The sequence below is a fragment of the Synechococcus sp. MU1648 genome, from assembly GCF_023630615.1.
Lineage (GTDB): Bacteria > Cyanobacteriota > Cyanobacteriia > PCC-6307 > Cyanobiaceae > Parasynechococcus.
This window is the reverse complement of record NZ_JAKUHI010000003.1, coordinates 26,535-40,882: the sequence shown is the minus strand read 5'-3', so window position 1 is coordinate 40,882 and position 14,348 is coordinate 26,535. Positions and strand designations below refer to the sequence as shown.

13 protein-coding genes are annotated in these 14,348 nt (G+C 57.2%); 10 read left to right on the top strand and 3 right to left on the bottom strand.

What is annotated here, in order from left to right; translation table 11 throughout:
- The first annotated feature begins 25 nt into the window (after positions 1-25).
- From NCN06_RS04960 to NCN06_RS04920, 9 genes are all read left to right on the top strand, one after another.
- A complete protein-coding gene (locus NCN06_RS04960) occupies positions 26-670 on the top strand; it encodes a helix-turn-helix transcriptional regulator (protein WP_226398632.1) in 645 nt (214 codons plus the stop codon).
- Positions 670-1,008: an NDH complex assembly factor CRR9 gene (locus NCN06_RS04955; protein WP_166017722.1), complete on the top strand. Its 339-nt coding sequence runs from the start codon at positions 670-672 to the stop codon at positions 1,006-1,008. The genes NCN06_RS04960 and NCN06_RS04955 overlap by 1 nt, the downstream gene beginning before the upstream one ends.
- A gap of 62 nt (positions 1,009-1,070) precedes the next feature.
- A complete protein-coding gene (locus NCN06_RS04950) occupies positions 1,071-1,670 on the top strand; it encodes a phycobiliprotein lyase (protein ID WP_226398633.1) in 600 nt (199 codons plus the stop codon).
- A 108-nt stretch (positions 1,671-1,778) separates the two neighbouring features.
- Entirely contained in the window at positions 1,779-2,549 is a 771-nt protein-coding gene (locus tag NCN06_RS04945; RefSeq protein WP_502988827.1) for a phycobilisome rod-core linker polypeptide, read from the top strand.
- A 184-nt stretch (positions 2,550-2,733) separates the two neighbouring features.
- Positions 2,734-3,813, top strand: a complete 1,080-nt coding sequence (locus NCN06_RS04940; RefSeq protein ID WP_166017719.1) for a DUF4912 domain-containing protein — start codon at positions 2,734-2,736, stop codon at positions 3,811-3,813.
- 41 nt (positions 3,814-3,854) lie between these two features.
- Positions 3,855-4,010, top strand: a complete 156-nt coding sequence (locus NCN06_RS04935) for a DUF8677 family protein (RefSeq protein ID WP_255606307.1) — start codon at positions 3,855-3,857, stop codon at positions 4,008-4,010.
- A gap of 40 nt (positions 4,011-4,050) precedes the next feature.
- Complete coding sequence (locus tag NCN06_RS04930) at positions 4,051-5,451, top strand: phospholipase D-like domain-containing protein (protein WP_226398635.1); 1,401 nt, start codon at positions 4,051-4,053, stop codon at positions 5,449-5,451.
- 31 nt (positions 5,452-5,482) lie between these two features.
- Positions 5,483-7,537 carry a tetratricopeptide repeat protein gene (locus tag NCN06_RS04925; RefSeq protein ID WP_250398715.1) on the top strand — a complete coding sequence of 685 codons (2,055 nt, stop codon included), beginning with the start codon at positions 5,483-5,485 and terminating at the stop codon, positions 7,535-7,537.
- A 225-nt stretch (positions 7,538-7,762) separates the two neighbouring features.
- Positions 7,763-8,134 carry a hypothetical protein gene (locus NCN06_RS04920; RefSeq protein WP_226398637.1) on the top strand — a complete coding sequence of 124 codons (372 nt, stop codon included), beginning with the start codon at positions 7,763-7,765 and terminating at the stop codon, positions 8,132-8,134.
- A gap of 270 nt (positions 8,135-8,404) precedes the next feature.
- Here the strand turns inward: NCN06_RS04920 and NCN06_RS04915 are convergent, their stop codons facing one another.
- A complete protein-coding gene (locus tag NCN06_RS04915) occupies positions 8,405-8,875 on the bottom strand; it encodes a hypothetical protein (RefSeq protein ID WP_250398714.1) in 471 nt (156 codons plus the stop codon).
- Between NCN06_RS04915 and NCN06_RS04910 the strand changes: the two genes are divergently transcribed.
- On the top strand, positions 8,868-10,526 hold the full coding sequence (locus NCN06_RS04910; RefSeq protein WP_226398640.1) for an alpha-D-glucose phosphate-specific phosphoglucomutase: 1,659 nt from the start codon (positions 8,868-8,870) through the stop codon (positions 10,524-10,526). The genes NCN06_RS04915 and NCN06_RS04910 overlap by 8 nt on opposite strands.
- 93 nt (positions 10,527-10,619) lie before the next feature.
- On the opposite strand, the gene NCN06_RS04905 is transcribed toward NCN06_RS04910, so the two are convergent.
- Both NCN06_RS04905 and NCN06_RS04900 read right to left on the bottom strand, forming a co-directional pair.
- Complete coding sequence (locus tag NCN06_RS04905) at positions 10,620-10,913, bottom strand: hypothetical protein (RefSeq protein ID WP_226398641.1); 294 nt, start codon at positions 10,911-10,913, stop codon at positions 10,620-10,622.
- Positions 10,913-14,344, bottom strand: coding sequence for an efflux RND transporter permease subunit (locus tag NCN06_RS04900; protein WP_226398642.1), 3,432 nt, complete (start codon positions 14,342-14,344; stop codon positions 10,913-10,915). Before NCN06_RS04900 ends, NCN06_RS04905 begins: the two co-directional genes overlap by 1 nt.
- Positions 14,345-14,348 lie beyond the last annotated feature (4 nt).

Here is a 14,348-nt window from a genome sequence, read left to right as displayed (position 1 = left end):
TCGTGTGGGAAGGTTTGGCTTCTTCATGAGCGCCTCGGCTCCTGCCAGCACCCGCGACGCCGTGCTCTCCCTGCTGATGGAGCGCGGAGAGGAAGACGCTGGCAATCTGGCCGGCACCGTGGGCATTTCCGTGCAGGCCATGCGCCGGCACCTGCGCTCTCTTGCCGAAAGTGGCTTGGTGTGCGCCAGCAGCAACTCCAGCGGCCCAGGGCGTCCCAGTAACCGCTGGTGTCTCACCGACCAGGGACGGGCCCAGTTTCCAGACGGCAGTGACCGCTTCGCCCTGGGGCTACTGGATTCGATGCGCAGCCATCTGCCCGAAGCGACCGTGCGTCAGCTGCTGAACCAGCAGGCCGAGTCGAAAGCCAGCCAATACCGAGAAAGCCTGGGCAATGCCTCCCTTGAGGCTCGCCTCGAACATCTGGCACGGCTGCGGCGCGACGAGGGCTACGTCACCGTTTGCAGCAGAGACGACGACGGCGTCAGCTGGCGACTCGAAGAGGCCCACTGTTCGGTGCAACGCATCGCCGAGGAATTTCCTGCGGTATGCGACCAAGAATTACTACTGATCCGGCAGACCGTGCCGGACTGTCGAGTCGAACGCGTGCATTGGCGGCTCGAGGGAGGTCACGCCTGCGGCTTCCGGATCACTCCACTTGCCGAGGGCTGATGGCCATCGACCGGGCGACGATTGAACAGATCGATGCCACCTTGCTGCCACAGCTGGATCGGCATCACCTGCGGGTTCTAAGCCACTGTCTGGACAGCTTTCAGGCGATGGCAGAACGCGAGGCCACAGGCGCGATCCCCGACGAAGACCAACAGCGCCTCTGGTGCAGGCAGCAACCTGTCGTTGCGGACGACCCCGCCTTTCTCGAGACCCTGCTTGAGCAGCTCAGGGCGGCCGCCGACCAGCTCGATCAGCTGGCGATTGAGCTGGGCAAGCCACCCTTGGCGCTGACCCTCGACGATCTGATCAACTCCGCCGAAGCCCGCTGCCGTGGCTGACATGGCTGTCGTGACAGTCGTCGACGAGCTGCCATCATCAATTCATCTGTTTAACGCGGGCGATGCTTGATATCTCGGACGCCCTCAGCTTCTTTCGCCTGAGCTGTGGCCGGTGGACTTCGCAGCGCAGCCAGCATCATCTGCTGCATCGCCGAGCCGAAGCCGGAGCCTCCTTCATCGTCGTGGAGGAACTGCTGAAGGGAGACGAGCGACTCGCGGAGATCGCCGAGCGCAACAACGAGAGCGTTGAGCGAATCGTCGGCGGCTGCTGGGTGCGCTGGAGCGGATCAATGGCCTGGGACCGCGCAGGTGAATCCCACGAAGACCAGACCATGTTCGGACTGATCCCCGAGGACGAGACGGGGCGACGCGGACTATTGCTGCGGGATCGCGGCTACGCCGAAAAAGCGCCGGTAGCCGGCCAGTTCCGCATGGACGAGGAAAACGGCCTAATCCTCACCACCGATTACGAAATGATGAGCTCCCTCGAGCGCTTCTGGTTCGCGGGACCGAACCTGCGGCTGCGCACCAGCACGGTTCAGGGGCTCTCCAACAACGCCTCCTTCTGCATGGAGACCAGGCAGCTGGATGACGCGCCGGAGTCCAGCCATAGCGCTCAAACTGCCATCAGCGCAGCAGGCCTCGCCCCCTTCGGCTGGTAAGCAGAAATACTTAGAAGAAGTATTACGGCATGTAATCGCTGCAACACCTGCTGAAGGGGGCAAGACCGAGCACTTCTACGATCCCGGACAGTGGATGTTGTAGCTCGCGTGGCCATTCCTCTTCTGGAGTACGCACCGATCACCCAGAACTCCCTCAGGAGTGGTGTTCCAAACATTCGCATTGGCTCCGAGGAAGGATCGAGGGCCTACTCCATTGAGATTGCCGACGACCGGGACAACTTCGACACGGTGGTTGAGAGCGGCTACCGCCAAATCTTTTTCCACGCCTTCGAGACAGATCGGGACGTCAACCTTGAGTCCCAGCTCAAGGATGGCCAAATCACCGTTCGTGATTTCATCCGCGGCCTGGTGCTCTCCGACACCTTCAAGCGCACCTTCTACGGCTTCAACAGCAACTACAAGGTTGTCCGCCACCTTTGCGAGCGGATCCTTGGTCGCAAAGTCAACGGGAAAGGCGAGGAGCTGTCTTGGTCGATCGTGATTGCGACCAAGGGTCTCGAGGGCCTGGTTGACGTTCTCCTCGACAGCACCGAATACCTCGACACCTTCGGCTACGACACTGTTCCCTACCAGCGGAACCGTGTGCTTCCCGGCCGCGAGCTCGGTGACACTCCCTTCAACATCACCACCCCTCGCTACGACGAGTACTACCGCGGAATCCTGGGCTTCCCTCAGCTCATCTTCACCGGTGGTCCTGCCAAGAAATTGCCGGAACGCGCAAAGATCCGGAAGGGTGGTTCCCCTCAGGACTACATGGCCTGGGTCAGCGAAATCGGCAGTCCACGTCGGGTGGGTGGGAGCACCAGTGCCGACATCGACTACCTGGCAAAGGTTCCTTATCGCACCCTCGGCCGCTGAGTCCGGAGCCAAGCACAATCAAAAAAGCGGGGCTGAAGCCCCGCTTTTTTTGTGTGAGAGACAGTGATCCCCGGGATCGGAGCCCAACAAGTGGTCAGGATCCACTGACCCTTGGGCCATTGCCGGCTCGAAAAGGAATTTTTCGGATCACAATGATCCCAAACGAAACCTGGAGTTTTTAGACGTGTCTCAAACACTGTCATCACTGGCACGTCTCACCCTTCGTCAACTGCGTCAGATCGCCAGTGATCTGGGAGTGCCGCTCTACAGCCGCAAGAGCAAAGAGACACTTGTCGACGAAGTTGCCCAGCGTCAGCAAAAGCGCGGTGGAGACCTGAAAGCCATCGAAGCGGAGCTCAACGCACCGGCCGTGAGCACGAGCGACACCCGCGTTGTGTTTCTGCCCCGTGATCCCCAATGGGCCTACGTGTTCTGGGAAATCTCGGAAGCCGATCGCAAGGTTGCCCAGAAGGATGGAGCCAGCCGTCTTTGCCTCCGCCTGTCTGACGTTACCGGCATGCAGGACGGCAACGCACATCCACATACTCTCCAGGAAGTGCCGGTCGACAGCCACAGCACCGAGTGGTACCTGCCTGTACCTCTCTGCGACCGGGATTACCGCGTCGAACTGGGTTACCGCATCGGCACGACCTGGATGTCTCTGGCCTTCTCTTCGGTGGCGCGCGTTCCTGCTCTCCACCCCAGCGAACAGATTCTTGACCAGTTCGTTCCCTTCAGCCTCGATGCTGCCCCAGCAGCACCAGCAACAACGACGACTCCCGTCTCACCAAGTGAGTCGAGCAACAGTGGGCTACACGAGCGGCTCTACCAAAGCGCGACTGTTCAATTCCGCCGGCGCCGGGTCGGCTCCGAAGAATTCCAGGAAGGTTTCGATACCTCTGGCGAAAGCACCGGGTTGAACGACTCTGGTGTTGGTCTCTGGGCCAGCGGCCGCAACGAGTCCGGCCTGGGTGGCGTGGCACCTCGCCAACGCTCCTTCTGGCTGGTGGCCGACGCCGAACTGATCGTGTACGGCGCCACCGACCCTTCGGCCCGCCTCACCATCGGAGGCGAGGAGGTTCCTCTCTCCACCGATGGCACCTTCCGGATTCAGGTCCCCTTCCGGGATGGTGAACAGATGTATGCCATCGAGGCCACAGCCTCTGATGGAGAGCAGAAGCGCAACATCACGCTCAATTTCAAGCGTGAGACCCCTGAAGACAACAGCAACCCCGCCAGCGAAGCTCGCGCCGAGTGGTTCTGAATCCTTCTGATCCCAAAGCTCCAGCCTCCCTGCGCTGGTTCGTGGCCATCACCCCCCTCGCGGGGGCGATGGTTTTCCCATTGGTCGTGCCCTTGGTCATGACACGGGTGAGTATCGGAGCAGGTGTTGGTGTGGCCCTCGTACTGAGTGGCATCTGGTTTGTTGCGATGCTGAAGACATCGGAGATGCCCCACTAAAACCAGGGGAACTCTGATCAAGACAAAGGGCTTGATCGGGATGCTGAAGAGCAAGTTGGCATTGATGGCAGCGGCTCTTCTCTGCAGTGGCTGCAGCCAGGCGGGGTCGGTTGTGGGCGAAAGCCCAGCGGCTCTTGCACTGCCCAACAAGATCGATGTGGTCTTCAACCACAACGCCACATCGCGCTACAGATCACCCCTGACTGGGGCCTGGCGCAATGGTGACGACCTGGAGCAATGGCTGATTACAGCCATTGATGCCTCCAACCAGGAGGTGCTGGTGGCCGTTCAAGAGCTCAGCCTGCCAAGGATTGCCCAAGCACTGATCGCGGCGAAACAACGCGGTGTTCTTGTTCAGGTGATCCTTGAGAACAACTACAGCACCGCCTGGAGCGAACAACGGCCGAGCCGATTGAACCAGCGCGAACGGAAGCGTTGGCATCAGTTAAACCAGCTGGCTGATAGCGATGGGGATGGGACCACCAGCCCGGAAGAAGCCTTCCAAGGAGATGCCGTGGCCTTACTCAAAGCGGCGCATATTCCACTGCTTGACGACACAGAAGACGGCAGCAGCGGTAGCGGCCTAATGCACCACAAGTTTCTGGTGATCGACCAAACATCGGTGATCACCGGAAGTGCCAATCTCACCAGTTCCGGCCTGCACGGCGATTCGGGCAAACCATCCAGCCGCGGCAATGTGAATCACCTGCTTCGGTTCAACAGCCCTGGGCTGGCATCTGTGTTCAGCCAGGAATTCGCCCGGATGTGGGGAGATGGACCGGGCGGCGAGAACGACAGTCGCTTTGGCCTGCAGAAAGCAAGCGAGGGCTCTCAAACCGTGCGGGTCGGCAACACCCAGGTGGACGTGCTGTTCTCACCTCATCCCAAAAGAAATCAGGGGCACGGGCTCAACCTGCTGGCGAAGCAGTTGAACAAGGCAAGACAACGCGTCGACATGGCCCTGTTTGTGTTCTCCGCACAGCAATTAACGAACGTGCTGCGGGAACAGATCAAACAAGGCGTAGAGATCAGGCTGGTCGCAGATCCTGGTTTTGCCAGCCGCCCTTTCTCTGAAGTTCTCGATCTGCTGGGCGTCACCCTTCCGGATCACACCTGCAAGGTGGAAGCGAGCAACCAGCCGCTGGATCAAGCCCTTGAAGGCATCGGCACCCCGCGCCTCGCCCGCGGCGACAAGCTCCACCACAAGTTCGCCGTGATCGATAACAAAACGGTTATCACAGGTTCGTTCAATTGGTCGCCCTCTGCGGCACACACCAACGACGAAACCTTGCTGGTGATTCACTCAGCCCAACTCGCCAAACACTTCAACCGAGAGATGGATCGCCTCTGGAACACCGCCGAACTGGGAATCACACCGCACCTCCAACGCAAACTTGATCGTCAAAAAATCCGATGCGGAGATGGGGCAATAAGAAGGTGAAAAGCACTGGCTTAGCTCTAAACTCAAACAAGTGCAAAGAGATGAAGTGGCTGGATTTGGAGGAGCAGCAGATGGAAAAGCAAGTAAATCCTCAAAAAAGCCGCAGCTAAATTTTCAGAAATGGTTCAACCAAGCCATTTATTTTCACAAAACAGGCCGGCTCAGGGAAGCCGAGTCGATCTACAAGAAAATGATCGCCGCAGGAACATCCGACCCTGCGGTATTTTGCAATCTTGGTATCCTTTGCAAGAACAGCGGCAGAATCGAAGAAGCCCTTGAAAACTATGAACAAGCCTTAGATTTCGAACCGGACGACCCCCAGATCTACAGCAATATCGGAAATTTATACCGGGGCATTGGAAAACTTGATCAAGCACTTCAATTCACACTGAAGTCACTCGATCTTGACCACGACTCATCAACTATTCAGATGAATCTGGGCTGCATTTACCGAGACCTCGGAAAAACAGACGAAGCCTTAATAGCCACAGTCAAGGCCATCGAGTTCGATGAAGGCAACATCGAAGCGCTGCAGAACCTGAAAAGCCTTGCCAGCGACATCAAGATCAACGCATTAAACAGACACTACGCCACAAAAGCTTACGAAATACTGATCAATCGTGATGACTTTTCCCACCGCAAACTGTGCCCACTGTTCGTTCAAGACCACCTTGAAGACATCCAAACAGCCGCCAAATCAGCCCCCATCATCTCAGACCAAAATCAAGCTTTTCATCGCCTTGCATCAGACTGGAGATTCAGAAAATCGCTGGCATTACTGATACCACCCCATCAGGAGATTGAGGAATTCCTCACTCGCCTAAGAAAGGAATTCCTGGTACACATCAAAACCAACAGCTCCATACCCCCACAACTCAAACCCCTCCTAGAGGCGCTAGCCACACAATGCTTCCTCAATGAATACGTCTATTGGCAGTCAGAGAGTGAACAACAATGGATCAATGATCTGATCTCTTACACGAAGAACAACACAGAGGTGGTCAATGAATATTTGCCCATGATAGGCTGCTATATACCAATCCATGTCATCACCAATCAAGGGGAAATAAGTAGGTATCCCATCAACAGCGAGGAGAGCAAAGCCTTCATCGACACACAATTCAAAGAGGTTCAGAAAGAGGAGGCTATCAAAGCCCGCCTCAGCTACAGCGAAGAAATAAACGATGAGGTCTCACGTGTAGTGCAGCAAATGTACGAAGAAAATCCCTACCCGCGATACCAATATGCAGACCACACGCCTCCCCATTTCGCAAAACAAACGATTGAGTTCATATCCCTCGAAACAACAATTTCAAACCCCTTATTCACGAATGAGCTCTCATCACCCAACTCCAACCCAAAGATTCTGATCGCCGGATGCGGAACGGGAAACCAAATCATCAATGCCAGCCGCTATAAAAATGCGCAAATCACTGCCATTGATATCAGTAACAACAGCCTGGCCTACGCAACAAGGAAATCACAGGCGTACCAAATGAACAATATTCGGCTTCAACAACTCGACATTCTGGACGCCAATCAGCTTCAGGATGTCTATGACGTGATTGAGTGCAGCGGAGTCCTGCATCACATGCAAGACCCCGCTAAGGGGCTAGCAGCACTCAACAGCAAGCTCAAACCAGGCGGCTATATCAAGATTGGCCTGTACAGCAAACTTTCCAGACAGAAAGTCTCAGCCGCACGAGAGTTAATCTCAAAACTGAGCATTCAAAGCACGCCGAAAGGCATCAGAGATTTTCGCAAGCAAGTCTTTGACGACGATCAGCACGAGCTAAAAGATCTATCCATTCTTGCGAATGACTTCTATTCACTCTCCGAGTGTCGCGACCTTTGCTTTCACGTTCAGGAGCATCAGTTCACCACCGAGACTCTGGAAAAACTTTTAGAAGCCGAAAAATTAGTGTTTTATGGATTCATGCTTCCGGAAGAAATCAAGAGGGCTTACCAGAGTCGTTTTCCAGAGGACAGGAATGGCACTTCACTGAGTAATTGGGGAGATTTTGAGAAAGACAATCCATCAACTTTTCAAAGCATGTATCAATTCTGGGCATACAAGCCTCTCTAGACATCTTTTGACGGAGATGATCACATCAAGCCCACCAAGAAATATCCAAACAAGTAATCAACAAAAGAGATTTTATCATCATCCACGAGCAAAGCAAATTGATCTCCCCCCAACAAAAGTGGAGTCAGCGAAGGCTTACAAAATCAAGACATGACCAAATACTCTGTTGCCCTATTGTCAATAAATCTTGGCTTCAACTGCGCAAAAGCACGCCAGAATGATCACATGACTTCGAAAATCACACGCATCCTGCTGCTCCTCGCCATGGCCAGCCCCGCAATTGCGGCAGAGCCCTATGAGCCATGGCCCAGCAAGGACCAGTTGAGAGGTATCGAACATGCTGCCTACGCCTGTTCCCGCGACAACTCAACAGAAACCTGCACGCGCGTTCGGCAGCTGGCAGATCCTCTAATGGATAGTCAAAGGCTGCCTGGGCTTTGCAAAGACGTGCTGTGGACGTTGATGGGCGAAGCCAAGGTCGCCAGCAGCAATGACTTCCGACGCAAAGACGCCATCACCAACACGGCACGGCGCATCCCAAAGGTCTGTGCCGAACCGGTCAAGAAAAAGGAAAAGCCCAAAGCACGTCAGGCCTAAGCCTCTCTAAGGCTCAATCAAAGTCAAAGCTGAACCGCTGACCTTGCATTTACGTGGGCACTTCTCTTCGAATGGCATCTAGGAGCGCCACACTCACGTGGGGGTGCTTCTTGATCTCATCAACAAACATCTGCAAGTCGGCAGCAGTGAAACCTTGACTGGAGATTCGGGAGTCCACCTTTTTGCGGAACGACTCCAGAAGACTTTGTTGATCAGCTTCGAGAGGCTTGGAACCGGGATGGGTGACGTCCATCGAGGAAACAGAGGCAATCAGTCGTATATCGCCGAATCGTCGAGCAAATCAAGCAACGTCTCGGATGTAGCGAGCATCTCCCCCATGCTGAGTTCGCTTTCCTGACCGGCCAGTTCGGAGGCCAACTCACACGCCTTAGAGGAGTGGCCTGAGACATCACAACTGTTGGACAACCGCACGATGGCGTTGGAAAGCTTGCCGCGCAGGCATTCTTCCGAACCTGACTGGTTGATTACAGCATTAGCTGCCGTGACCGCCTCTTGAGACGCCTCAGGCAAAGGCTGGGCCCGCTTCCAACTTTGCGATGCACCCACAGAAGGGGACACGCACGCGGTGCTGACGATCAACAGCAGCAGAAGGCGATGCATGGTCGTCGGCATTGGTGCGTTGCAAAGGGTAGCGATATCAACTGGTCGCGCCCATGGCATCGCAACTGGATTTCCATGTTTAGGTTCCGCATAAAGCCCCCCATCCGACGTGATGACCACCTCGGCCCCTGCGGAACCGACCCAACACCAGGTGCGCCTGGATGTCCCCTTCACCGACCAGAAGCCAGGAACCTCGGGCCTGCGTAAGAGCAGCCGCCAGTTCGAGGAGCCTCATTACCTAGAGAGCTTCATCGAGGCGTCGTTCCGCACTCTGGCGGCCGTGCAAGGAGGGACCCTGGTGCTGGGAGGCGATGGGCGTTACGGCAACCGCCGGGCCATTGATGTGATCCTGCGGATGGGCGCCGCCCATGGTCTGAGCAAGGTGATCGTCACCACCAGCGGCATCCTTTCCACGCCTGCCGCTTCCAACCTGATCCGGCAGCGCCAAGCCATCGGCGGCATCATCCTTTCCGCAAGCCACAACCCCGGCGGTCCAGACGGCGATTTCGGAGTGAAGGTCAATGGATCCAACGGTGGACCCACCCCCGCCTCCTTCACCGATGCCGTCTATGAATGCACCAAGACCCTGGAGCATTACTCGATCGTTGAGGCCTCAGCGATCCCCCTGGATGCACCCGGTCTGCACAGCATCGGTGCCATGCAGGTGGAGGTGATCGACGGCGTCGAAGATTTCGTCACGCTGATGCAGGAGCTGTTCAACTTCGATCAAATCCGCGATCTGATCCGCAGCGACTTCCCGCTGGCCTTTGACGCCATGCATGCCGTCACCGGGCCCTATGCCACCCGCTTGTTCGAAGGGCTTCTGGGTGCACCGGCGGGGAGCGTGCGCAACGGCACACCCCTGGAAGACTTCGGCAACGGTCACCCCGACCCCAACCTCACCTACGCCCACGAGCTGGCTGAACTGCTGCTCGAAAGTGACGACTACCGCTTCGGCGCCGCCTGCGACGGCGATGGCGATCGCAACATGATCCTGGGCCAGCGCTGCTTTGTGAACCCCAGCGACAGTCTCGCCGTACTCACGGCCAACGCCACATCAGCTCCGGCATATGCCAACGGCCTGGCCGGTGTGGCCCGCTCCATGCCAACAAGCGCTGCGGTGGACGTGGTGGCCAAAGAGCTGGGCATTGACTGCTTCGAAACCCCCACCGGCTGGAAATTCTTCGGCAACCTTCTGGACGCCGGAAAGATCACCCTTTGTGGTGAAGAGAGCTTCGGCACTGGCAGTAACCACGTTCGCGAAAAAGACGGGCTCTGGGCCGTACTCTTCTGGCTGCAGATCCTGGCCGAACGCCGCTGCAGCGTCGCCGAGATCATGGCGGAACACTGGAATCGCTTCGGGCGCCACTACTACTCGCGTCACGACTACGAAGCCGTCGCCAGCGACGCCGCCCACGGTCTCTACGACCGCCTGGAGGCCATGTTGCCGAGCCTGATCGGCCAATCCTTTGCCGGACGCGTCATCAGCGAAGCGGACAACTTCAGCTACACCGACCCCGTGGATGGTTCCGTGACCACGGGTCAGGGCCTGCGCATCCTGTTGGACGACGGCAGCCGGGTGGTGGTTCGTTTGTCGGGCACAGGCACCAAAGGAGCCACGATCAGGATCTACCTGGAGAGCTATGTGCCCAGCAGTGGAGACCTCAACCAGAACCCCCAGGTCGCCCTCGCCGACATGATCAGTGCGATCAACAACCTGGCGGAGATCAAGCAACGCACGGGGATGGATGCCCCCACGGTGATCACATGAGGCAGTTAACCACTTGAAGCTTGCGATCACCTGAAGCGGCTCAACCAAAAAGCCACCCGCTGGGTGGCTTTTTTGCTGGCTCTTATTGATTCCTCAGCGACGACGACCACGATGGGAGTTGTAATGCCGGTAGGCCGGATCGGTGGCATCTTCCTGCAGCTGACGCATCGTCTCAATCGCAAACCCACCCAAGCCTCCTGAGGTGATCACCATCAAATAGAAGAGACGCAAGCGGCCAACATCGATCTCGGCCGGGCTGTTGTCGATCAACACCTTGAGGAAATAGGCAACAGCCAAACCAAGGCCAGCGCCAATGGCCACAGCAATCAAAACACGCATGCCACTGAAGGACTTGCGCTGATTCACCTCAAGCTTCGGCTCAGACATCAACTTGGTTGCGGGGTGGGAGTAGCGCCATCCTCAGGAGGCTTGGCTTCGTCTTGTCCCAACAAGGTCTTCATCACCACGTAGAAGACAGGAACCACCAGGGTTGAGAGGAAGGTGGCCACCAGCAGACCCCCGAACACCACCAAACCCAGGGACGACTGACTCTGGGCACCAGCACCACTGGCCAACATCAACGGCAAGAAACCGGTGAGGGAGGAGATCGCCGTCATCAGAATGGGCCGCAAGCGCGACTTGGCCGAGAACGTGGCAGCTTCCAGGGCGGAGGCTCCTTCTCCCATCTTCTGGTTAGCCAAGTCGACAATCAGAATCGCGTTGCCGCCTGCAAGACCAATCAACATCACCAGTCCCACCTGGGCATAGATGTTGAGCACCTGACCGGCCGCCCCTAGGAACACAAGCGCTCCCAGCAGGGCCGTGGGCACCGTCAGCAAGATGATGATCGGATCGGTGTAGCTCTCGTACTGGGCGGAGAGCACAAGGAACACAGCCAGGATGCCCAGGGCGAAGATCACAACGGCCAGGGATCCGGCCTTCACTTCCTCTCGGGAGATTCCGGTCCAGTCGAAGCCGAGGCCTTGGTAACTACCCGTGTTGAAGATCTGCTTCATCGCCCCGATCGCCTGACCCGAGCTATTGCCCTCCTTGGGGGTGCCGTCAATCTTGATCGAGCGGTAGAGGTTGAAGTGAGGAATGACGCTCGGGCCCACCGTCTGCTTCACCGTGAAGAATTCCGAGAGTGGAATCTGTTCACCCTGGGCATTGGCGACGTAGATGGCTGACAGCCGCTGTGGGGTGGCCCGGCTCACCTCATCCGCCTGCACATAAACCCGCCGCACCTTGCCTTCCTGGAAGGTGTCGTTCACGTAGGCACCACCGAAGTTGACACTGAAGGCCGACATGGCTGAACCGAAGTCGACACCGAGGGAGGCCATCTGCTCCCGGTCAACATCGATCTTGTATTGCGGAGCCTGCGGCGAGAACAACGAATAGACCTGATTCAGGACGGGATCGGTGTTCGCCGTCTGAATGATCTGCTGGGCAGACCCGAAAAATTCATTCAGCGAATACACACCGCTGCTTTGGTCAAGCAGCTGGAACTCGAAGCCGCCACCGGTGCCGTAGCCGGGAATCGACGGGGGTTCGACCACAAACACCCGACCGCCATCAATAGCGCCGTACAACTTGGCGTTGAGGCGCTTCACCACAGCACCCACGGTGTGGTCATTACCGGGACGTTCATCCCAATGCTTCATGCCAATGAAGAACAGACCCTTGTTGGGGGCGTTGCCATCGAGGCTGGCGCCACTGAAGAGAGCAGCCGATGAGATGTCTTCTTCCGAGCGCATCACTTCGGCCACCTCACGGTTGATCTCCAGGGTTTTCGCGTTGGAGACCCCATCAGGAGCCTGCACGAAACCGATGGCGTAACCCTGGTCTTCAATCGGCACAAAACCACCAGGAATGCGGGTGAAGGCAAAACCGGTGAGCAGGATGCCGGCAGCCAGAGCCGCCATCACAATCGGACGAGCCTTCAGCACGCCATCGAGGATCGTGGCGTAGCGCTTCTCAAAGCCGCCGTAGAGGCGATTGAAGTTGATGAAGATCAGGGGAACGAAGTAGCCAACACCGCCACCGATGGCGGTGAACAACACCACAGGGATCGGATTGGTGAAGATCACCCCGGTGGTGATCACGCCCACTGCAGCTCCACCAGCGGTGAAGGGAAGACGCAGGGGCAGACCGGTGATCTTGCCGGCGATGAAGCCGATCACGGCACCGATCACCGTGGGAATCAGGGCGGCGGCGGCTCCATTGCCAGCACTGAGAAGGCCGTAGATGAAACCAAGGACAACCCCGGCCGTGGCGTACTGATTGCGGCTGAGCTCCTTGGTCTCGCGGGACAGCAGCAGGGCCGAGAGCATCGGCGAGAACGTCAGCGCGTTGAAGGTGGAGATGCCGATCGAAAAGAGGATCGTGGCGGCGAACTGCTTGTAGATCGTGCCGGTAGCACCGGGGAAAAACAGCACCGGCAGGAACACCGCCATCTTCACTAGGGAAGTGGCGATCACAGCCCCAAACAGCTCATCCATGGTTTCCATGGCGGCCTGCACGGAGGTCATGCCCTCAGCCTTCTTGGCTGAGGTGTCTTCCACCACCGTGATGGCATCGTCAACCACAAGGCCGGTCGCCAGCACCAAACCAAACAGTGTGAGCTGGTTGAGCGAGAAACCGAAGGCCAGCACCAAAGCGAAGGTGCCGATCAACGCCACTGGAATCGCAATGGCGGGAACAAGCGTGGCCTTCCAGTTCTGAAGGAACAGGAACAGAATCAGCACCACCAGAATCACCGCATCCCGCAGGGAGTTGGTCACACCTTTGATCGACTGGTTGATGAAGTCGGTGGTGTCGTAGATCTTCTGCACCCCGAGGCCGACCGGCAGGGTTTTCTCGAACTCACCGAGCACGTCCTTGACGCCGTTGGAGACCTCAATGGCGTTACTGCCGGAGAGCTGGTAGATGGCAATACCCACCGAAGGCGTGCCGTTGAGATCCATGGCATCGATGCCGTAGGTCTCACCTCCGAGCTCCACCCGGCCCACATCCTTGAGCCGCACCAGACCACCGGCATCGGTGGTTCTCAGAATGATGTTCTCAAATTCCTGGGTGCTGGTCAGACGTCCCTGCAGCTGAACGGTGAAGGTGAACTCCTGACCTTCAGGAGCAGGGGCACCGCCAATCTGGCCAGCAGGCACCAGACGGTTCTGACTGCGCAGCTGATTGACCACATCTGTGGCCGAGAGATTATTGGCCGTCAGTTTCTCCGGATCCAGCCAGAGCCGGAAGGCGATCTTTCTGTTGCCGAAGTAAGTGACGTCGCCGACGCCCTTCACCCGCTTGACGTTGTCGGTGAGGTTCTTATCGAGATATCCACTGATCGTCTCCACCGAGTATTCGGTCTTGGAGGGGTCTTCGTTGACGAAGTTGTAGACGAGCAGAATCGAGTTGGAGGCCTTGTTGACCGTCACACCCGACTTGCGCACCTCCTCGGGCAACTGCGGCTCCGCCAGGGAGACGCGGTTCTGAACATTCACCTGGTTGATGTTGCCGTCGGTGCCGCTTGCAAATGACACCGAGATCGAACTCACACCATCCGACGAGCTGTTGGAGGTGATGAAGTCCATGTTCTCCACCCCATTGATCTGCTGCTCGAGAACGGAGGTCACCCCCTGCTCAACAGCAACCGCATCTGCGCCCACGTAGGTGGACTGCACCTTCACCGTTGGCGGAGCAATGTCTGGAAGGTTTTCGATCGGAAGGATCGGAATCGCGATCAAACCGACGATCACGATCAACAGGCTGCAGACCGTGCTGAGAACAGGCCTGGTAATGAAGTTATTGGATGCAGACATCGTT